Origin of the sequence: Flavobacterium sp. SH_e, assembly GCF_025717045.1 — a bacterium.
Taxonomy (GTDB): Bacteria; Bacteroidota; Bacteroidia; order Flavobacteriales; family Flavobacteriaceae; genus Flavobacterium.
Window position 1 is genome coordinate 261,156 of record NZ_JAOVZN010000001.1, and the last position, 21,555, is coordinate 282,710.

Here is a 21,555-nt window from a genome sequence, read left to right on the forward strand (position 1 = left end):
AAAATGAGATTACACAGAAATTTAGTTTATACGACAATCGATTCTTTGAATGCTATTTTCAATGAAGGAGAATATGCAGACAAAGTTGTAGCTAGAGCATTAAAAAAAGACAAACGTTGGGGAAGTTCTGACCGTAAATTTGTTGCTGAAACCATATACGAGATTGTTCGATGGAAACGATTATACGCTGAAATTGCAGAAGTTAAAGAACCTTATGACAGAGATAATTTATGGAGAATGTTTGCTGTTTGGGCTGTTCTTCGTGGTTATCCAATTCCAGATTGGAGACAATTGGAAGGAACTCCAGAAAGAAAAATCAAAGGACGTTTTGACGAATTATCTAAAACTAGAGCAATTAAAGAATCTATTCCAGATTGGATGGATGAATTAGGCGTAAAAGAACTTGGAGAAAAAGTTTGGGCAAAAGAAATTGCAGCACAAAATCAGCCCGCAAAAGTTATTCTTAGAACTAATACTTTAAAAGGAACTAAAGAAAGCCTTAGAAATACTTTAATGGATTTAAATATTGAAACTGAATATTTAAAAGACCAACCAGAAGCTCTTGTTTTAAAAGAAAGAGCCAATGTATTTTTAACTGATGCTTTTAAACAAGGTTTATTTGAAGTTCAGGATGCAAATTCACAATTAGTTGCAGGATTTTTGGATGTAAAACCAGGAATGCGTGTGGTAGATACTTGTGCAGGAGCAGGCGGAAAAACATTGCACATGGCTTCTTTAATGGAAAATAAAGGGCAATTGATTGCAATGGACTTATACGAAAGCAAATTGAAACAATTGAAATTAAGAGCAAAAAGAAATGGCGCTTTTAATATTGAATACCGAATCATCGATAGCACAAAAGTGATCAAAAAATTACATGAAAAAGCAGACCGTGTTTTAATTGATGCACCTTGTAGCGGATTAGGAGTTTTAAAAAGAAACCCAGATTCTAAATGGAAATTACAGCCTGAATTTATTGACAACATTCGTAAAGTTCAGAGTGAAGTTTTAGAAAGCTATTCTAAAATTGTAAAGCCAGGTGGGAAATTAGTTTATGCAACTTGTTCTGTTTTACCTTCGGAAAATCAGGAGCAAGTTGAGAAGTTCTTAAAAACAGAAATCGGAAAACAATTTACTTTTATTGAAGACCGTAAAATGTTAGCTTCAGAATCTGGTTTTGATGGATTCTATATGGCACTTTTAGAAAGAAAAGCCTAAATAATTCCAAATTCCAATTTTGGATTCAAATAAAAAAAATCCCAAATTTCAATCTTAGTTATTGAAATTTGGGATTTTTATTTTTTCAAAGATTTACTATTCTAGCGCACAACTTTGCCAAAGTTCTAAACCAAGAGTTTTGGAATTTTAACATTGGAGTTTAATCCTGCAAAGTTGGTTTGCGAAGCAATTTTCCGTTTTCGTTTTCCTTGAATTTTGAGACAAAAACGATCTCTTTTGGTTTTTCATATTTCCCTAAAACATCAAAGAAATCAGGTTCAAATTCTTGTTTTTCTCCTTCGATAACCAAAACTAATTTTTCTCCGAGAGTAGTATCTGGAAGTCCAGTTACAAAAAATCTGCTATTAATTTTACCTACCAATTTCGCTTCAATCTGTTCTGGAATTAGCTTCACTCCTCCGCTATTGATTACATTGTCAATTCGTCCTAAAAATTTAAATTGATGTTCGTTCAATAATTCTACTAAATCATTAGTGACAATTGGTTCATCAGAAATTGCAGCAACATTAATTACCAAACACTGACGATCATCTTGAGATATTTTAACGTTTGGAAGAACTGAAAAAACAGAATCTCCAAGGCGTTTTGCTGCAATATGTGTAATTGTTTCAGTCATTCCGTACGTTTCGTAGATTTCTGTTTTTAGATTCAGAAGTTTTTCTTCTAACGAAGAATCTAATTTAGCGCCTCCAATAATCAGTTTACGCACTTTTGAAAGTTGCTCAATAGAGTTTTGAACCTGCAACGGAACCATTGCAACAAAATCGTATGTAGTTTTGTTTAAAGCTAATGGATGCAGACTTGGCGACACCACATCTAATTCTAGTCCTAGAATTAAACTTCTTACCAGCATCATTTTCCCTGCAATAAATTGAGTTGGAAGACATAACAAAGCTTTATCTCCTGGCTGCAAATCAAAAAAGTCGCCTGTAGCCAAAGCAGATTGAATCATAGCTTGTTTTTCTAAACGAACTAATTTTGGAAGACCAGTTGTTCCAGAAGTTGTCATTTCGATATAATTCTTTTTGTCAAACCAATCCAAAAAGAATTCTCCTATTGATTGTTCGTAGGCATCACCTTCTTTAATGTAACTATAGGCCACACGGCACAAATCTTTTGCATTTAAATGATATCCATTTAACTTAAAGTAATTATGAACGTTATTATGAGTTAAGTTTTGCATATTTTTTAAGCTTTTACTTGAACATTAATAATATTTCCTGTTAGTTTTTGTTTCCAATTTGTCCAACTGTATTTTTTACTAAAAATAAAAAGTAAAATTGGATAAATCACTACAACAGGCAGAATTACATCAATTCCTGCTGAAGGTTCTGAAAGATCTTTAAATATAGAATGTGTCTGAAAAACTGACCAATCTGAGGTTACTAATAATGCGCCAACAAGATTGTTTGCTGCGTGAAAACCAAGAGCCAGTTCCATCCCTTCATCCATAAGAGTAATAACTCCTAAAAATAAACCCGTTCCTATATAGTAAATCATTATGATATTTCCCATTTTAACTACTTCTGGATTTGCCCAGTGCATTGACCCGAAAATAACAGAAGTCATCAAAAGCGGAAACCATTTATTATGAGCCAAATTAGCAAATCCCTGCATCAAATAACCCCTAAAAACATATTCTTCGGTACTGGTTTGAATCGGAATCAAAAGTGTCCCTAATACAACTAAAATTAGAAAAGGAACCAATTTGAAGTTCAGAACAAACTGATCTGGCGATTTTAAATACACAAATAAAAAGCTTAACAACGAAAAGAAAGCCCATAAAATAAAAGAAAACCAAATGCGTTTCCAGTCGACTTTTGATCTTGAAGTCGTTACAGATAATAACGTTTGATGATGAATAAATTTGACTACAAAATAAACACCCGCAAAAGCAAAAACAAATGAAGTCATTACCAAAAAAAGTGTTGTATTGGACTCAAACATTTTCATAACACCTTCGTTAGTAGTTGGAAAAGCTTTATTTTCTGTAAATGTTTTGTAAAATACAGCAGCAGTAAGCGGAATTTGCCCAACAAAAGAAGCTGCTATAATAAAAACAGAACCTAACAGATATTTCCAAAACTTATTTTGAGGTTTAATTCCTTGCTCTAAAAACATAAATCTAAAATTTTAAAAAAATGAGAATTCAAATTTGATAACTTAATCTTACTTTTGGACTGCGAAAATACCTCTTTTTTACGTTACGAATATTTGAAACCATTAAATATAACAAAATGATACAAATTTACCATAATCCGAGATGCGGAAAATCAAGAAACTGCCTTGCTTTTATCGAACAATCAAACCAAGAATTTGAAATCATTCCATATTTAACAGAAACTCCATCTTTTGAAGAATTAAAAAAAATGCTAAAACAGCTTAATTTGGAGCCAATTCAATTAGTAAGAACAAAAGAAAAAATATGGATTGAAAATTTTAAAGGAAAAACTTTAAATGACGATCAGATAATTTCTGCAATGGTAGAAAATCCAATTTTAATAGAGCGTCCGATTGTGGTAAAAGACGGAAAAGCTATTATTGGCCGTGATCCAGAAGTGGTTGCTTCTTTTTTAGATTGATTCTAAAATATTCTATTAACATTTTTTTGTGATTTCTCTCTTTAAACCAAAAACTACATTTGCCGTCTAAAGAGAAAAAGAAACCAGAAAAATGAAAAAAATCAAATTTGCTGTATTACTTGTATTCTTGTTTACAAGTTTTTACAATTACTCACAACAAGGAGCACCCGGTGGTAAGAAAGTAAAGGTCAGCGGAAAAGTTTTCGAAAAAGTAAGCAAACAACCTTTAGAATATGCTACAATTTCTATTACTGCTCCAAATGATACAAAAGTTATTGCCGGAGGTATTACCAATCCAAAAGGAGAATTTGAAGTTGCTGTTGCACCAGGAACTTATGACATAAAAGTTGAATTTATTTCTTTTAAACCAACTGAAATTAAACAAAAAAGTATTCAGGATGATACCAACTTAGGTGTTGTAAATCTATCAGAAGATGCAGCACAATTGAACGAAGTTGTAGTTCGCGCAGAAAAATCAACTGTTGAGATTAAACTGGACAAAAAAGTTTACAACGTTGGTCAAGATATGATTGTAAAAGGCGGAAGTGTGAGCGATGTTTTAGACAACGTTCCTTCTGTTTCAGTTGATACAGAAGGAAATGTTAGCTTAAGAGGTAGCGACAATATTCGTATTTTAATTGACGGAAGACCTTCACAAGCGATAAACATTGCAGAAGCTTTAAGACAACTTCCTGCGGATGCTATTGACAAAGTAGAAGTAATTACTAATCCATCAGCTCGTTATGATGCTGAAGGAGGATCTGGAATCATTAATATTGTTCTTAAAAAAGGTAAAAATCAAGGCTTTAACGGAACTTTCATTGCTTCGACAGGTTTACCAGAAACGTATGGTTTAAGTGCCAATTTGAATTATAAAACTGAAAAGTTAAACTACTTCACAACTGCTGGATATAATTACAGAACTACAGAAGGAGCAGGAAAAACAAATTCAGAATATTTTAATGAAAACGGTACAACAAAAAATTACCTAGACGAAGATCGTGATACAGAACGTCTTAGAAAAGGTTTTAATGGAAGAGCTGGTGTTGAATGGACTATAACTCCAACTACATTTTGGACGAATGCTATCAATTACCAAAAAAACTCTGGTGACGATAGAGATTTAATCAACTATTACAATTACGATGCCGATCGTAATTACACAGGAACATCTTATCGTTTAAACAACGCTGATACTGGAAGTGAAAACTTTGAGTATACTTCTAATCTGATTAAAAATTTCAACGATAAAGGACACAAACTTACCGCAGATTTTTCGATTTCAAGAAATACAGACGACAGCTTCAGTGAAATTACAGCTTCGCCAAATTTCAATAATACCTTAAATGATCAAATACAAAAACAAGTTCTTTTCCAAGCAGATTATGTGTTGCCTTTAGGAAAAGGAGGTCAATTTGAAGCAGGTTACAAAGGAAGTTTTGGTGATCTAAATAACGAATATTACGTAACTGAGAATGATGGAGAAAAAAATCCTAATTTATCAAATACGTTAGAGTACAAAGAAAACATCAATGCACTTTATACCCAATATGGTTTCAAAGTAAATAAATTTTCTTATCTATTTGGTTTAAGATGGGAAGACACAGATATTCATGTAAACTTATTAGACAACAGCGTTTTCAATACTAAAAAATACAACAACTTATTCCCAAGTGCTTTTATTAGTTACGAAATCTCAAATCAGAGTAACTTCACTGCGAGTTATAGCAAACGTTTATCGAGACCAAGAGGGCGTTTCATGAATCCTGCCGTAAACTATTCAAGCAATATTAATATCTTTCAAGGAAACCCAGACTTAGACCCTTCTTTAACAGATAAGTACGATATTGGTTACATCAAAAAATGGGATAAAGTAACTTTCAATACTTCAGCATATTTTGAAGACACAAAAGATGTTTTCAGCTTTGTAAGATCTCCTACCGGTGATGTTGTAACTCCTGACGGTGAAGTAGTAACTCCTGCACCTGGCGAGGTAGTTGATGGTACTCCAGTTATTAAAAGTATGCCTATTAACCTAGGAAAAGAACAAAAATTTGGTTTCGAATTTACATTCAATTACACTCCATACAAATGGTGGAAATTAAATAGTAACTTCAACTTTTTCAACGTAAAAACAACCGGAGAACACAGCTATAAAGACACACAAGGAAATGATATTGTCCAAAATTTAGACAATCAAGCTACTTCTTGGTTTGCAAGAGTAAACTCTAAAGTCACCTTACCATATAAAATTGATTGGCAGTTAACTGCAATGTACAACGGAGAGCAGAAAACAGCTCAAGGTAAAAACCTAGGTCAATTCGGAATGAATACTGCTTTCAGTAAAGACGTTATGAAAGACAAAGCAACTATTGCTTTCAACATTAGCGACGTTTTCAATTCAAGAAAAATGAGATCTTATACTTATTTAGATGATGTAACTTCATATAGCGAATTCCAATTCCGCAAACGTCAATTTAACTTATCTTTCACTTACCGTTTCAACAAACCAAAAGGTGAAAGAGATAAAAACGCACAGCCTAAAAATGATGGTGGCGGAGAAGGTGGTGGAGATTTTCCAGGATAAAATCTTCTAATTCTAATATTAAAAATTCCAAATTCCAATTTTATCATTGGAGTTTGGAATTTTTTATTTTCAAGTCTTTTTGCTTTGCTGTGCAACTTTGACAAAGTTCTAAACTCAACAAATTGAATTGGGAATTTGGAATTTTTGATATTGTAAATTCTTCTTTTTTGGCACAAAAAAAAGAACCTAAAAAGGTTCTTTTCTTATGACATCAATCTATAATTAAATAGATTGTTCTTCTTGTCTTTTTCTGGCTCTTTTTTCTTTAATCATTTCCCAGCTTGCTCCCGTAACCCAGTAAGATACGAAACCAACTAAGAAAAACATTAACCAAAACCCTATAGTTAGAATGGTTAAGAAAAGTAAAAAGCCTAAGTACTGTGAAAATTCAAACATGTTTTCCGGAATTTTTGAATGTTACGACAAATGTAGGGTATATATTTTTTCTCAGCAATAAAATCTAAATCAATTTTCGTTAAATAACATTTATACGTATATTTATACTCATTTTAAATAAGCTTTTTTTGAACTTAAAACCCTTTGAAATAAAGAGCTCACACAATTGCAATAATTTTCAGGAGCTATTCCTGCTGTCCGCTATATCTTTTGTGGCGAACCCCGCCACAAAAGGATGCCGCTCCCATCAGGGCTAAAAGACTCATTTTCAAAAGAAACTTTTCATTTCACATTTAGACATTTCACATTTTACAAATAACATTTTTACAAACAACATAATGAAATATAGAATAGAAAAAGACACCATGGGCGAAGTTCAAGTCCCAGCCGATAAGTATTGGGGTGCACAAACAGAACGTTCGAGAAACAATTTTAAAATCGGGCCTTCAGGTTCAATGCCAAAAGAAATCATAGAAGGTTTTGCTTATCTAAAAAAAGCTGCAGCATATGCCAATTATGATTTAGGTGTTTTACCAATCGAAAAAAGAGATGCCATCTCAGCAGTTTGCGACGAAATTCTGCAAGGAAAATTAGACGATCAGTTTCCATTAGTAATTTGGCAAACAGGCTCTGGAACGCAAAGCAATATGAATGTAAACGAAGTAATTGCTAATCGCGCACAAGTTCTTAAAGGTTTTGAAATTGGCGAAGGCGAACAATTCATTAAAGCCAATGATGATGTAAATAAATCACAATCATCAAACGATACTTTCCCAACAGGAATGCACATTGCAGCTTATAAAATGGTGGTTGAAACAACAATTCCCGGTGTAGAAAAACTTCACGCTACTTTAGCAAAAAAAGCAGCCGAATATGCAGCTGTTGTAAAAATTGGGCGTACGCACTTAATGGATGCAACGCCACTAACTTTAGGTCAAGAAATTTCTGGTTATGCAGCTCAATTAGCATTCGGATTAAAAGCATTAAAAAATACTTTAGCACATTTATCTGAAATAGCTCTTGGAGGAACAGCCGTAGGAACTGGTCTTAATACTCCAAAAGGCTACGACGTAAAAGTGGCTGAATATATTGCTCAATTTACCAATCATCCTTTTGTTACCGCAGAAAACAAATTTGAAGCACTTGCAGCCCACGATGCCATCGTAGAAACTCATGGAGCTTTAAAACAATTAGCTGTTTCGCTAAATAAAATTGCTAATGATGTTAGAATGTTAGCTTCAGGACCACGTTCTGGAATTGGCGAAATTCATATTCCTGAAAACGAACCCGGTTCTTCTATCATGCCAGGAAAAGTAAACCCGACACAATGTGAAGCTTTAACAATGGTTTGCGCTCAAGTAATCGGAAATGATATGGCAATTGCAGTTGGAGGAATGCAGGGACATTACGAATTGAATGTTTTTAAACCCGTAATGGCAGCCAACTTTTTACAATCGGCACAATTATTAGGTGATGCTTGTGTTTCTTTTGACGAACATTGTGCGCAAGGAATCGAACCAAACCATAAAAGAATCAAAGAGTTAGTTGATAATTCTCTAATGCTTGTAACAGCATTAAATACCAAAATTGGATATTACAAAGCCGCTGAAATCGCTCAAACTGCGCACAAAAACGGAACTACGCTTAAAGAAGAAGCTGTTCGTTTAGGTTATGTAACTCCAGAAGATTTTGATGCTTGGGTGAAACCTGAGGATATGGTTTAATTTAATGGTTAATGGTTAATGGTTAATGGTTAATGGTTGATGGTTGATTAACTAATCATTATAAAAAAGAGCTTTCTAAATTAGAAAGCTCTTTTTCAATTAATAATTAACCATTCACAATTAATAATTATTTCCCGTCTACATAATCTTGCAGATAGCTAAATCTTTCCGTCAATTTTCCGTTTTCTGTGATTTTGGCGCGTTTTAGAATTCCATCTTTATCTCCGTTGAAGAAAGCTGGAATTACATGTTGCATGAACTGTTCTCCGAAACCTTCGCTAGCATCTTTCGGAATTTCGCAAGGAAGATTATCTACCGCCATAACTGCAACTGCCGCAGGATGAAAGAAATCTACTTCCTTATCTTCTAAAGGAAAATATCCATACAAAGGATCTTCAATTGTAGAAGAACGAACTGTACAAGCAATAGGCCCATTGACATCGCAAGAAATATCTGCAACGACTTTCAACTTGCAGTCGCTTGCGTTCAGCATTTCTTTCGTTAAGATCATTGGAGCACTGCTAGCATGAAAATGCCCCGCAAAATAAATATCGGATACTTTTGTAAATCTTTCAAAATCAGATTCGTATTCTTCCGGATGATTTACAAAATCTCTAAAATCTAAAACCTGACCATCTTTCCTTTTATTGTATTCCAACACATCAAGCTGAACATAAACCGCTTGAGCATATTTTTTAGTCAAATAATTATCAATCGTAATTTCTTTCACTTTAATAGCATCAAGAATTTCCTTTGCTCCACTCCCAACCTTTCCAGTCCCCGTTACTACAAACTTTAAAGCTGGCATTGTGATACGCCTCAAATGCTTTATCAAATCCTCTTTTCCTGAAAGTGTTTCTGCTTTAGGAAGTTTGAATAATTCGAATTTAATTCCGAAAGCTCTAATTCCGTTATAAACGCCAACCATTCCAGCATATCTTCCAAAACCAATTAGACGATGGTCGTGTTCGTCAACAATTGTTTCGTGATCATATAAATCAATATTTTTTTCTAAAACTGCCTGAAGTAATTTTCTATTATGAGGCTGTTTTTTAATCGTATGAGAAAAAAAGAAATAGGCTTTATTTGGAATCAATTCTTCTACAGGAACTTCTTTTACGCCGAATAAAACATCACAATCAGAAACATCATCTGTAACCGTGATTCCCATATTTTTATAATCGTCATCCGAAAATATTCGAATATCTGAACTTTCTACTTTTACAGAAGCATCATGATAAAGCTGCTTTAATTTTGTCAATTCATTTGGAGAAAATACTACTCTTCTATCTGGCGGATTTTTTCTTTCTTTTATGATTCCAAATTTCATTTAAACTGAATTTAATATTAAATAATATAACTTTTTAAAACGCATTTGTTTCAAATATAACAAATTTAGTTAAAATTTTGTTTTAAAATTTCTATTTAGAATGTTTCAAAACCGTTAAAAGCTGAAAAACAAACGAATATATTTTTAAGGTCTTAAAAAAAAGTTAAAAAACACAAATTAACGCCTCAGAAATGAGAATACAACAAAATTGAATTCGATATATTTGTTTTTAAAGAACGATGCAAATGATTTTCCTTAAAAAAACAAAGATACCACAAATACTTTTTTCTATACTAGTTTTAAGTTCATGTGGTAAAGACAAAAAGACTGACACAGCTACTACCCCTATAATTGAAGATACATTACCTAAAATGAAGCCGTTAGGCGCAGAAAAGAAAGTTTCTCAAGCCTATAAAAATTCTGTTGTTGGCAGAATAAATCACTTTTACAACAAAAACTGGCCAAATAATAACATGAACGGAAGCTTTTTAGTTGCAAAAAATGGACAGATTTTATTTGAAAGATATAATGGTTTTGCGAATAAAAATGAAGGGACAAAAATAACGCCTGAAACTCCTGTACAAATTGCTTCGGTAAGTAAAGTTTTGACTGCTACAGCAGTTTTAAAATTGGTAAACGCAGGTAAAATTGATTTGGATCAAAAAGTAAATACGATTTTAAAAACTTTTCCTTACGAAGAATGTACGATTAGAATGCTTTTAAGTCATCGTACAGGAATGCGTAACTATGCTTATTTCACAGATCACGACAAATCGGTTTGGGATAGACATAACCAATTAACGAATAAAGATATTTTGGATATTTTAGCGACAAAAGATGTTGGTTTAGAATCTAGAACTGGAACACGTTTTAGCTACTGTAATACCAACTATGCAATGTTGGCGCTTATTATTGAAAAAATCACAGGTTTGAGTTATAAAGAAGCGATGTCTGAAATGATTTTTAAACCTCTTGGAATGACACATACTTATGTCTTTGACGATGACAAAGACAGAAAAAAGATTGTTCCTTCTTATAAGGGCAATGGTGTAGAAATTGGTTTTGATTATCTTGATAATGTTTACGGAGATAAAAATGTTTTTTCTACGGCTAGAGATCTTTTAAAATTTGACAGAGCAAGACAATCACCTGATTTCCTGAAACCTGAACTATTAAAACAAGTTTATACGGGTTACAGCAACGAACGCAAAGGAACAAAAAATTATGGTCTTGGAATTAGAATGATTAACTGGGAAACGGGTCAGAACTTCTATTTCCATAATGGATGGTGGCACGGAAATACCTCATCTTATATTACTTTGATGAAAGAAGGTGTAACAATTATTGCGCTATCTAATAAAATGACCCGAAATACTTATGCGGTTCGTAAATTAGCTCCGATCTTTGGAGATTACCCTTTTAATTTTAAAGACGAAGAATAATACAATAGTCAAAAGTCGTAAAGTTTTAAAGTCATAAAGCTTTTGTTATATTTGCTTTTAGATTACACGAACTGGATCAAAATAAAAATAAGCAAAAACAAGTTAAGTATTGGACTTTAAAACTTTACGACTTTTGACTTTCGACTATTAAAGAATAACAAAATTTTTCTAAAAATTTTAGTAGAAAGTAATTTCAAATATTCTACATTTGCAGACTTATTTTTTGGGGTCGACTGGTTTTGACAGCAAGTCGAATTGAACAGTAAGCACGTCGAGCATTGAGACCTTGCTCGTAAATATAAGATCTCAAACTTTTACACGGCGAAAATAATTACGCTTTAGCTGCTTAATCCGAATCATAGTAAGATTGCGCCACGTCTCTACAAGGTAGGGAAGCTGGATTCTCCTGGAAAGCCTTGGTTTGTGGCGTTCCGTTCAGGGGAACCGTAAAAATAAACCTAGATTTCCATGAGCTTCGGGTGGATTTCGAAATTTAAGAAGATAAGTGTTGGGTGGTTGTTTCTGGCCTAGCTCAACATCGAAAATTCAATCAGGAAATAAGCGTGTAGAAAGCTCTTTAGTTGCTTGTTTGGACCCGGGTTCGATTCCCGGCGACTCCACTTAAGGAGACAACTAGTTAATAGTTGTCTCTTTTTTTATACACTAATATGCAGGTAATACATTTTCTGTCACAAAAGCTAAGGCAATTTCAAATAAATTAGTCGTCACGGAACTATCCATACATATTTTTTATCTCCGACATAACAAAGGTACTTTGGGTACTCCCTATACTTTCAACTGATCCTAATTTATTAAACACAAAATCCTGATAATGCTTCATATCTTTGGCAGAAACTTTCATTAAAAAATCGTAATCTCCTGAGATATTATAACATTCTACAACTTCTTCTATTTTCATAATGTCACTAACAAACTGATTTCCAATATTACGATCGTGCTGTTTAAGTTTGATATTACAGAAAACTATAAATCCTCGATTTAATTTTTCTGCATCAAGAAGTGCTATATACTTCTTAATGTAACCATTATTCTCCAATCTTTTAATGCGCTCAAAAACTGGAGATGCTGAAAGATTTACCATCTTTGCTAGTTCTTTTACAGTGTATTTAGAATTATCGTGTAGTATATTTAATAACTGAAGATCAATATCGTCTATTTGTTCCATAAAATATTTTGGTTTAATTTATTTCTAAAACAGAATAAAATTCTTCAAATATAACCAAAAACAATACAAAAATCTCATTTTACACAAGTTAAAAACATAACATACTACAGCGTTTATTTTCACAGCATAAAAATCTAAAAACATTATTTTATAGCAGGGAGCGTTATCCTTTATGTCCTTTATTGAAAAAAGATAAAGGGCTACGCATAAATAAAAATTATAATTCTTTTCGTCGAGCCATACCCTGAGCGATGATACTAGCGGCAATTAATTGTAACGCATGGTAAAGCATGAGTGGCAGCAATATGATGCCGGTAATAGTACTGTGCTGAAAAAGCACTTTTGACATAACGGTGCCGTGTACCAATGACTTTTTAGACCCGCAGAATAAGACTGTAATACGGTCTTCATCTGAAAAACCAAGCAGGCGGCTGAGTAGTCCAACGCAAAAGAATACGGCAAAAAACAATGCCATCATCCCTGCAGCTAGTCCACCAAGTTCAAGGGCGGTGAAGCCTTCAAAAAGATGTTCGGAAAATGACTTGCAAAATGACGTGTAAATAATTGTTAGAATAACTCCCTGATCGAAATATTTGAGCTGTTTCTTGTATTTTTCGGCAAGTGCGCCGAAACGGGAATTAAGGCTTATTCCAATCATGACAGGCAACAAGACTTGAAGAATCAACTTTATGACGATTTGAGTGACATCAAAATCGCCTGTCGCAGAAGCTATAAACAGCCCAACCCAGAGCGGCGTAACCACTACTCCGATCAAACTGGAAATGCTTGCATTGAAAATGGCAGCGGGAATGTTTCCTTTGGCAATAGAAACCATCACCACGGAAGAGGATACTGTGGACGGTAAAGCCGCCAGAAAAAATACACCCAACCAAAGCAGCCCGAAGCCGTTATTGACAAACAACGGGCGAAACGCCAAAACAAGGAGCGGAAAAAACAAAAAGGTTGTCAACTGAACGATAATGTGCATTTTCCAGTTGGAAAGACCAGCTTTTAGTTTCTCAACACTCAGTCGCATGCCATAAAACAAGAAAATCAAAGAAACGCCAGCATTGGCAATCTCCTCCAGCGAAACAGGTTCTTTGACCATGCCTGGCTTTGGTAAAAAATAAGCCATCAGAATCATGGTGGCTATCATTAACAGGAAACCGTCGAAACCTGCTTTTTTTAATACTTGTAATAATTTTTTCAATGTGTTTTAAATATTATTCCTCCGTAGAGACACGGACTCTCTTATCAATATATACTGAGACTAAATCCCAAGTTCTTTTCGTATAATTTCTGCTCCTGCGCTTAAAGCACTTAACTTGCCTCTAGCTACGTTTCGAGATAGCGGAGCCATACCGCAGTTTGTAGAGGGGTAAAGATTTTCGGCATCTACAAACTCAAGAGCTTTACGCAGTGTATCAGCTACTTCTTCTGGTGTTTCGATGGTATTAGTTGCCACATCAATGGCACCAACCATTACCTTTTTACCGCGAACAAGTTCCATTAAATTTAAAGGCACATTGGAGTTGTGACATTCTAAAGACACCACATCAATTTTAGATTTTTGAATTTTCGGGAAAATTTCTTCGTATTGTCGCCACTCAGAACCTAATGTCTTTTTCCAATCGGTATTTGCCTGTATTCCATAACCATAGCAAATATGAACCGCAGTTTGACAGTGTAAACCTTCAATGGCTCTTTCTAATGCTGCCATTCCCCAATCGTTTACTTCATCAAAGAACACATTAAATGCAGGTTCATCAAACTGGATAATATCTACCCCCGCATCTTGAAGTTCTCTTGCTTCTTGATTGAGTGCTTTCGCAAATTCCCACGCCAATTTTTCTCGGCTTTTATAATGGTCGTCGTACAAGGTGTCTACCATTGTCAGCGGACCTGGCAATGCCCATTTTATAGGCTTATTAGTCTGCTTACGTAAAAATTTAGCATCTTCAACAAAAACTGCTTTTTGACGTGCAACCTCACCTACAACCACTGGAACACTCGCATCATAACGATTACGAATTTTTACTGTTTTACGATTTTCAAAATCCACTCCGCTTAAATGCTCGATAAAAGTCGTTACAAAATGCTGGCGTGTCTGCTCGCCGTCACAAATAATATCCAAACCTGCCAATTGTTGTTCCTGCAGAGAAATGCGCAGAGCATCCTGTTTCCCTTCAAGCAGCTGATCCCCTTCTAATTTCCATGGTGACCAAAGTTTTTCAGGTGGTGCGAGCCACGCAGGTTTGGGTAAACTTCCAACAATTGAAGTTGGTAATAGTAATTTCTTCATGATAGTATAATTTTAATGCGTTGTAATCAATTAAAGGGTAAAATTAGCAGACCACTGCTCCAGAACATTTTTATAAGGTTTAATGAAATGTTCCTCTGCATATTTGCCTTGTTCAACAGCCAGTCGGCTGCGCTCTTCGCGGTCATATTCTACACGAGTAAGCGAATAATCTTCGTGTTTAAGACTCGGCTGATAGATTTTCCCAGCCACTGAATTTGCATTGTAAATTTCAGGGCGATAGATCTTCTGGAAAGTCTCCATCGTACTGATTGAGCTGATTAGTCCAAGATCAGTATAATCAGCAAGCAGATCTCCTGAATGGTAAAAAGCCATAGGTGCCACGCTGTTCGGAGGCATGAAAAAACGAACTTTTAAGCCCATTTTAGAGAAATATTCATCAGTAAGAGAATACTCATTCTGCAAATACTCAAAACCCAGAACTGGATGCTGATACTCAGTGCGGGTATAAGTTTTGTTGCTCGATACACTTAGACAAATGATTGGTGACATCTTAAAGTGCTCTTTATAAGTATCTGAATTCACAAAGCACTTATAAAGTTTTCCGTGCAAATCACCAAAATTTTCAGGAATAGAAAAAACAGCTTTATTTTTATTGTGCTCGATCAATAAAATACTGAAATCGTAATCCCGAACATAAGAAGAATAATTATTTCCGGCAACCCCTTCGATTTGCTGGCCAGTCTTACGGTCAATAATATTCGTTTTTAAAACTTCAATCATCGGTAGATCGTTACTCCCATTCTTATCATCAATACTCATCGTTACTGTGAGAATTTCAAGTTCAACATGGTAGCGATCCCCTTTTGGATTATCCAAATGAGCCAATGCATTGAATCGATTGTTAATCATATTTAAGGCATTGCGTAAGTTTTGCTGGCGATTAGCTCCTCTGGCTAAGTTGGCAAAATTGGTTGTCAAACGCGTTTTACTTGAGGGGTGATAATTTTCATCTAAACAAGTACTTTTTAGCGTGAACGCAAAATCATTATTGATTGTATTCTGGGTGTTTTCAATATCCTGATTTTTGTTTCTTAAATCTTCATGTATGTTCGCTTTCATCTGATGACAAGGTTTAGTTTTTTTACCCTGCAAATTTGAAAATAAAAGATTTAATATTTTTTAAAAACAAAAAATTCAGTTAATCATTCTTTTTTAAACTTCATTTAAAGATTATTAATCTTTTTACAAATATAATAATAAGGAAAAACAGATAATTATTCTTTAGAGAGCCAGGATATGGCTGATTTGAAGTTTCCCATAGCCATTCAAGACTCGAAAAAGAAAACAATATAAATTATATTTGCTGAAATTTAAGATCGAAATAGTAATGAATTTGATAGAAAATCTAAAATGGCGCTACGCCGCCAAAGCTTATTCCAACATTAAAGTAGCAGAAGAAAAGGTTGATCAAATCTTAGAGGCTATAAATCTTTCAGCATCTTCTTGTGGTCTGCAATCTTATCGTGTTTTTGTTGTAAGCAATCCAGAAATTCAAAAGAAGTTAGGTACTGATTCGTATAATAGACAAATTGAATCTTGTTCTCATTTGCTGGTATTTGCAGCCTTCAATGACATGACTACGACTTATATTGACGATTACATGGCAATGACAGAAAAACAAAGAGGTCTTGATGCTGGTGCCTTATCAGGATTTAGAAATGGCTTGCATTCCTATTTTGGCGCTATTGATACGGAACAAAAAGCTATTTGGGCCTCTAAACAGGCTTATATTGCACTAGGAACTGCACTTATTGCTGCAGCAGAATTGAAAGTGGATGCCACTCCTATTGAAGGATTTAATGCCTCCATAATCGATGAAGTTTTGGGTTTGAAAGAGAAAGGTCTGCATTCAACAGTTATCCTCGCTTTAGGTTATCGCGATTCGGAAAAAGACTATATTGCAGCTACAAAAAAAGTTCGTTTGCCTTTAGATGAAATGATAACTAAAGTTTATTAATATTATTAAATATTACGGTAAAAGTATACGTTCAACCTTGTAGATTTGATATTTTTTCTGCCACAAAAAGCTCAGGCGAATTATACAGTTTTTATCCCGCATAAGTTTTGTGGCAGAAATCATAAACATTGTACCATGAAAAATTTAAACCCAGCAACATAAAAATCTATTGGATTTAGCTTCGAAACTATATCACTAAATCTATAATACAAAAATTTTCTGATTCTACTAAAGTAGTTTAAAAATCTCATAATACTCTCCAAATTTTGATATGAATAATTCCTCGATTTTATAATTTTACTAAAAACTACCCGTTTTCTTCAGGCAATACTTAGCTTCTCATAAACGACAAATACGGCTTCATAAGAAGACCGCACTTATCAAACTAATTCAAATTAAAAAAAATTATAGACTTGCTTTCACTTCACCGCAAGTCAGCATATTTTTTGGATAGTATGGATTTTTAATTTCTTTACTATCACTTGTCCAAACTGCACCTGTCATTGGGCAAACTTGTAAATATAATGTTTCATCTGCAGGTTTGAATTTTGCAGCCTGATCCCAATATTTCATTGAAAGAGATTCAAAAATCTTACGTTGTTTGTTAATGTTTTTTGTTGCTGTTAATGCTGTTGCCAAATCAATGATTTCTCTTCGCGAAGTGGTAGCCTTATTCATATTTTCCAAGTTTAATTTTTTAAACTTGAAATTCTTTAACGAACTTTTCAAAGCTTCTGCATTTTTAACCACTGCAAGACTGTCTGAAGTTAAAAAGCTATTTTTTAAAGCTAAATAATTCTTTGTGATTTCTTTTTTCTCTGCTTCACGTTTTGCAACTAATTCAGGAACTACTTCTTCTTTTGAAGTTAATTGAGCTTGAACCAAACTGCTAAGAAAAAGGAATGCTATAACTAATAAATTTTTCATGATGTAGGTTTATCTAATTTTGTAATGATTTTATCTATTTCTATTAAAATGCTTTCGTAATGATCTTTATTTATTCCCGTTGAAGCATTCATCAGTTTTGCAACATCTGTTTTTAATTTTAAGAGATGCTGTTTTCCGTACAATCTTACATCACTTCTTTGTGCCGTGTTTGATGCTTTTCCAGGTTCTACTTCTTTTGGCAATAAAAGCATTCCTAGTTTTTCAATATAGCCACGCTGAAAGCTTCTTCTATAATAATCTTGCTTTTCGTCTCCGCTAAATTTCACCCAAACTATTTGCTGCATATCATTTAAGAATTCAGGAACCGTATATGCTTCTTTAGATTGCATTGACTTCATACTAATATTATAAAGCATACCAGAACTCAACAACATAGTCAACACCTGATTCTGTTGATCCGAAATTTGATCTTCTCTTTTTAAGGCAATAAGATCATCTATTTCCTGCGGATACATCCAAAGTGGCGAAACAAACAATTGTCTTCCTAAATAATCTATCGCCGCTTTTACTTTTGCTTTAGGAACTGGTTTATAAACTGCTCCTTTTTCATCAACAGTTCGTTTTGTAACATAATTATTTCCAATATATTTTAACACGTGATACAAATACAAGCCATATTGTCTCACTACTGCTTTGTGCATGTCTGCCAAATTATCGTACGGATCATTTGGCTGATAAGTCCATTCGATAAGATGAGGAACTACACGTTTTAGATTTTTGATTCCGTAATCACTGGCAAGCACCGCATCGTCTCCAAGATCTTCTGCTTGACTACGCGGATCTTCATCTTTACCTTCTCCGCCAAACCATAATTTCGGATTAGCAGTTAAACTGTCTGTAGTTAGTTTTGCTAATAAACTCTCTTCTTCAAACTCATCTTTAGTATTTGGATAATATTTGTATCCCCATTGAACAGCCCATTTATCATAGCTTCCAATACGTGGATAAAGACCTACTGGACTAATATTATCTTCTGGCTGAGCTACATAATTAAAACGGGCATAATCCATAATAGAAACGGTATGTCCGTTTGCTTCTACCCATTTTTTATCACGAAGTTTTTCTACTGGAGTAGCACTGCTCGCTCCCATATTATGACGAAGACCAATTGTATGTCCGATTTCGTGCGAAGAAACAAAACGAATTAATTGTCCCATTAATTCATCGTCTAAGTGCATTTTTCTTGCTCTAGCGTCTAAAGGTCCTGCCTGAATCATGTACCATCTCTGTACCAATTTCATTACATTATGATACCAGCCAACATGGCTTTCCATAATTTCACCGCTTCTTGGATCACTAATTCTTGGACCGTAAGCATTTGGTGTTTCAGAAGCTAAATATCTTACTACAGAATATCGCGCATCTTCCAAACTCATTGTTTTATCATCTTCTGGCCATTCTTTACCGATAATTGCATTTTTAAATCCCGCAGCTTCAAAAGCTTTTTGCCAGTCGTTTATACCTGCAATCAAATAAGGTCTCCATTTTTTTGGTGTTGCAGGATCGATGTAATAAACAATTTGTTTTTTTGGTTCGACCAATTCGCCTCGCAAATATTTTTTAATGTCTTTGTCTTTTGGTTCTAAACGGTAACGCTGTACAATGAATTTCTTTTGAGCGCGCTGTTCATCATCGTCAAACAAAACATATTTATTAGCAAAATATCCTACTCTTTCATCAAAGAAACGTTTGCGCATTGGCGTTTTCGGGAGCAATACTATCGAGGTATTTAATCTCAATGTAATGCTCCCGCTACTTGCAGTTGAACTTGTATAGGTTTTTGTGGTTTTAACTTCAATATTAATCGGATAAGTATCTATAGTATCAACAAAAGATTTATCATCTGCGAGAGAAGTTAATTTTTTTTCTGTTTTTTCAGAACTTCCAATAGAAAACATCGCGTTATCTTTTTTGAAAGCATCGGTTACATCAATAACAATATTTCCGTTATCAGGATTTGTTGTTTTTATTGGAAAAGCCGCTACAATCGGATTTTCGTTACTTCCTGCCAATGCTTTTGCTAGCATAGAATCCGCAGAACGAACATCTTGTCTGTATTGTAATGATCTTAAAAAAACAGTGTTATTTGTTCCTTTTTCAAAATAAACAGTCTGCTCGTTAGCTTTTTCACCGCCAAAAATCCCCATTCCTTCTGGAGTAGACAAATATCGCGTTACAACCAGCATATATCTGTTAAACAAACTATCTGGAATTTGGAAGTAATATTTAGCATCGACTTGGCTAACAGTAAAAAGTCCTGATTTGTTTTTAGCTTTATCCGTAATAATTTTACTATACGCCTGCATACCTTTCGGCTGAGTACTTGTACTGTCGGCTTTTTTTTCTGGAGTTTGGGCAAAACCATGCTGCCAAGAAGACAGCATGATTAGGAATATAATTAATTTTTTCATTGGAATTAAAACGGAACTTGTTCGTCTGTATTTAATGTAAGTTTTGGATTTTTTGTCAAGGCAGACAACGGAAACGGTATAATGTATAATCTTGAATTAGGCTGTAAAGTATACGTTTTCTGCTCAACTGTTTTATTAACAATTGGAAATACTCTCGTAATTGTTTTTGCATATTCTGACTCCGTATTTAATCGTTTTAGATCAAAAAATCGGTTAAAACCAAAAAGCAATTCTTTTCTTCTTTCATTCACAACCAATTCCATTGTCTCTTTTCTGGTAGCTGGAACATCTAAATTCACAGTTCCAGATAAAATACGTTTTGCTCTTAATGTGTTTAAAACATCTACTGCTTCACTAAGCTTATTATCTCTTGCGTAACATTCTGCAAGCATTAAATATACTTCTGTCGTTTTCATACCCACTGTTGGATAAAAAAACTTCGTATACTGAGTTCCCCAGTATGCAGTGTTTGAACCTTGATCTAAATTGGTTGTACTTGTAGTATTAAAAAACAAGTTAAAACGAGCATCATTAATACCAAAAAGAGTTCTCAATTCTGGACTAATAATGTAAAGCTGTCCAAAGTTCATTTCGTTATAACCATTCATATACATATAACTTAGAACTTCTACATTATCTGCAGCAGGCACAAAAACAGTACTTGGTCCGCCTTGCGCATTATAAGCAACCATGTCAAATATTTGGTTGTTATAGCTTAAAGACTTTTCAGCCGCTGCTTGAGCGCTTGCAATTTCACGTTTAAACAAATGAACTTTAGCTTTGAATGCATAAGCAAATGCTAACGACGGATGGTAAACATCTGTTGGTTTTTCCTGAAGATATGGTAATGCTTCTTCAATATCTTTTTGAATAAATTCATAAACCTGTGCTACAGTCGATTTTGCCGGCTGTGCTTCTAAATCGAATTTATCCATGATGCAAATTCCTCCATCAGTAGCTGCAGTAGCTGGATCGTAAGCTTTCGCATAATGATTGACTAATAAAAAGTGATCGTATGCTCTATAAATTTGAGCTTCAGCTTTTGCTAATCGTTTTGTGCTTTCGTCTCCTTTACTATCATCAACTAACGAAATAATAGTATTCCATCTGTTGATATAAGTATAGGCTTGGTTGTAAAAACTTGAACCTGTCATTAAAGAAACTCGGTCTACGCTTTCGTCAAAAGTAAAATTAATGATATCGATGTTTGGCGTTTTTCCAATTACATTTGACTCTTTCATCCATTGATCGTCTGATAAATATTGAAAGTTGCTGATTGGATAACCTCTTCCTGGCAGTGAAACTAATTCTAGGAATTGTTCTGGCGTTTCAATAACTAAAGCTCCTTTTGGCGTAACATCTGTATAATCTTCACAAGATGTTACAGCGAGAATCATAACTGATAGTAGTGTAATATATAAATGTTTCAT

Annotated in this window: 17 protein-coding genes and 1 other RNA gene; 7 read left to right on the plus strand and 11 right to left on the minus strand. The window is 34.2% G+C overall.

All coding sequences use genetic code 11. From position 1 onward, the window contains the following. Positions 1 to 3: 3 nt before the first annotated feature. The gene (locus OD917_RS01155; RefSeq protein WP_263521713.1) at positions 4 to 1,218 is read left to right on the plus strand and encodes an RsmB/NOP family class I SAM-dependent RNA methyltransferase; all 1,215 of its coding nucleotides are present in this window, start codon (positions 4 to 6) and stop codon (positions 1,216 to 1,218) included. Between the two features lie 160 nt (positions 1,219 to 1,378). Here OD917_RS01155 and OD917_RS01160 read toward each other — a convergent pair whose 3' ends face one another. Together OD917_RS01160 and OD917_RS01165 are read right to left on the minus strand one after the other, a co-directional pair. Continuing rightward, positions 1,379 to 2,422 (minus strand): AMP-binding protein, encoded by a 1,044-nt coding sequence (locus tag OD917_RS01160; protein ID WP_263521714.1) that lies wholly within the window; start codon positions 2,420 to 2,422, stop codon positions 1,379 to 1,381. Between the two features lie 5 nt (positions 2,423 to 2,427). After that, positions 2,428 to 3,360, minus strand: coding sequence for a CPBP family intramembrane glutamic endopeptidase (locus OD917_RS01165; RefSeq protein WP_263521715.1), 933 nt, complete (start codon positions 3,358 to 3,360; stop codon positions 2,428 to 2,430). A gap of 116 nt (positions 3,361 to 3,476) precedes the next feature. On the opposite strand from OD917_RS01165, the gene arsC reads away from it, so the two are divergent. Both arsC and OD917_RS01175 read left to right on the plus strand, forming a co-directional pair. Then, a complete protein-coding gene (gene arsC / locus OD917_RS01170) occupies positions 3,477 to 3,821 on the plus strand; it encodes an arsenate reductase (glutaredoxin) (protein ID WP_263521716.1) in 345 nt (114 codons plus the stop codon). Between the two features lie 91 nt (positions 3,822 to 3,912). Next, positions 3,913 to 6,408 carry an outer membrane beta-barrel family protein gene (locus OD917_RS01175; RefSeq protein WP_263521717.1) on the plus strand — a complete coding sequence of 832 codons (2,496 nt, stop codon included), beginning with the start codon at positions 3,913 to 3,915 and terminating at the stop codon, positions 6,406 to 6,408. A 222-nt stretch (positions 6,409 to 6,630) separates the two neighbouring features. Here OD917_RS01175 and OD917_RS01180 read toward each other — a convergent pair whose 3' ends face one another. Further along, the gene (locus OD917_RS01180; RefSeq protein ID WP_111288649.1) at positions 6,631 to 6,804 is read right to left on the minus strand and encodes a hypothetical protein; all 174 of its coding nucleotides are present in this window, start codon (positions 6,802 to 6,804) and stop codon (positions 6,631 to 6,633) included. A 338-nt stretch (positions 6,805 to 7,142) separates the two neighbouring features. Between OD917_RS01180 and fumC the strand changes: the two genes are divergently transcribed. Next, the gene (gene fumC, locus OD917_RS01185) at positions 7,143 to 8,528 is read left to right on the plus strand and encodes a class II fumarate hydratase (RefSeq protein ID WP_263521718.1); all 1,386 of its coding nucleotides are present in this window, start codon (positions 7,143 to 7,145) and stop codon (positions 8,526 to 8,528) included. Between the two features lie 127 nt (positions 8,529 to 8,655). Here fumC and OD917_RS01190 read toward each other — a convergent pair whose 3' ends face one another. Further along, positions 8,656 to 9,858 carry an NAD(P)-dependent oxidoreductase gene (locus tag OD917_RS01190; protein WP_263521719.1) on the minus strand — a complete coding sequence of 401 codons (1,203 nt, stop codon included), beginning with the start codon at positions 9,856 to 9,858 and terminating at the stop codon, positions 8,656 to 8,658. Between the two features lie 239 nt (positions 9,859 to 10,097). Here OD917_RS01190 and OD917_RS01195 point away from each other — a divergent pair, with 239 nt between their 5' ends. Both OD917_RS01195 and ssrA read left to right on the plus strand, forming a co-directional pair. Continuing rightward, positions 10,098 to 11,300: a serine hydrolase domain-containing protein gene (locus OD917_RS01195; protein ID WP_263521720.1), complete on the plus strand. Its 1,203-nt coding sequence runs from the start codon at positions 10,098 to 10,100 to the stop codon at positions 11,298 to 11,300. Between the two features lie 225 nt (positions 11,301 to 11,525). After that, positions 11,526 to 11,923, plus strand: a transfer-messenger RNA (tmRNA) gene (gene ssrA / locus OD917_RS01200). A 110-nt stretch (positions 11,924 to 12,033) separates the two neighbouring features. Here ssrA and OD917_RS01205 read toward each other — a convergent pair. The 4 genes from OD917_RS01205 to OD917_RS01220 form a co-directional block, all read right to left on the minus strand. Then, positions 12,034 to 12,486, minus strand: a complete 453-nt coding sequence (locus OD917_RS01205; RefSeq protein ID WP_047775354.1) for an Lrp/AsnC family transcriptional regulator — start codon at positions 12,484 to 12,486, stop codon at positions 12,034 to 12,036. Positions 12,487 to 12,703: 217 nt separating this feature from the next. Beyond that, positions 12,704 to 13,696, minus strand: coding sequence for a bile acid:sodium symporter family protein (locus OD917_RS01210; RefSeq protein WP_263521721.1), 993 nt, complete (start codon positions 13,694 to 13,696; stop codon positions 12,704 to 12,706). A gap of 60 nt (positions 13,697 to 13,756) precedes the next feature. Next, complete coding sequence (locus OD917_RS01215; protein WP_263521722.1) at positions 13,757 to 14,788, minus strand: methionine synthase; 1,032 nt, start codon at positions 14,786 to 14,788, stop codon at positions 13,757 to 13,759. A gap of 30 nt (positions 14,789 to 14,818) precedes the next feature. Continuing rightward, positions 14,819 to 15,868, minus strand: a complete 1,050-nt coding sequence (locus OD917_RS01220; RefSeq protein WP_263521723.1) for a DUF1852 domain-containing protein — start codon at positions 15,866 to 15,868, stop codon at positions 14,819 to 14,821. Positions 15,869 to 16,136: 268 nt separating this feature from the next. Between OD917_RS01220 and OD917_RS01225 the strand changes: the two genes are divergently transcribed. Then, positions 16,137 to 16,766 carry a nitroreductase family protein gene (locus OD917_RS01225; RefSeq protein WP_263521724.1) on the plus strand — a complete coding sequence of 210 codons (630 nt, stop codon included), beginning with the start codon at positions 16,137 to 16,139 and terminating at the stop codon, positions 16,764 to 16,766. Positions 16,767 to 17,171: 405 nt separating this feature from the next. Here the strand turns inward: OD917_RS01225 and OD917_RS01230 are convergent, their stop codons facing one another. The 3 genes from OD917_RS01230 to OD917_RS01240 are packed head-to-tail and all read right to left on the minus strand — an operon-like array spanning position 17,172 to position 21,555. After that, a complete protein-coding gene (locus tag OD917_RS01230) occupies positions 17,172 to 17,693 on the minus strand; it encodes a DUF3347 domain-containing protein (RefSeq protein ID WP_263521725.1) in 522 nt (173 codons plus the stop codon). Beyond that, entirely contained in the window at positions 17,690 to 20,125 is a 2,436-nt protein-coding gene (locus tag OD917_RS01235) for a zinc-dependent metalloprotease (RefSeq protein WP_263521726.1), read from the minus strand. The genes OD917_RS01230 and OD917_RS01235 overlap by 4 nt, the downstream gene beginning before the upstream one ends. Positions 20,126 to 20,130: 5 nt before the next feature. Continuing rightward, positions 20,131 to 21,555 carry a RagB/SusD family nutrient uptake outer membrane protein gene (locus OD917_RS01240; protein WP_263521727.1) on the minus strand — a complete coding sequence of 475 codons (1,425 nt, stop codon included), beginning with the start codon at positions 21,553 to 21,555 and terminating at the stop codon, positions 20,131 to 20,133.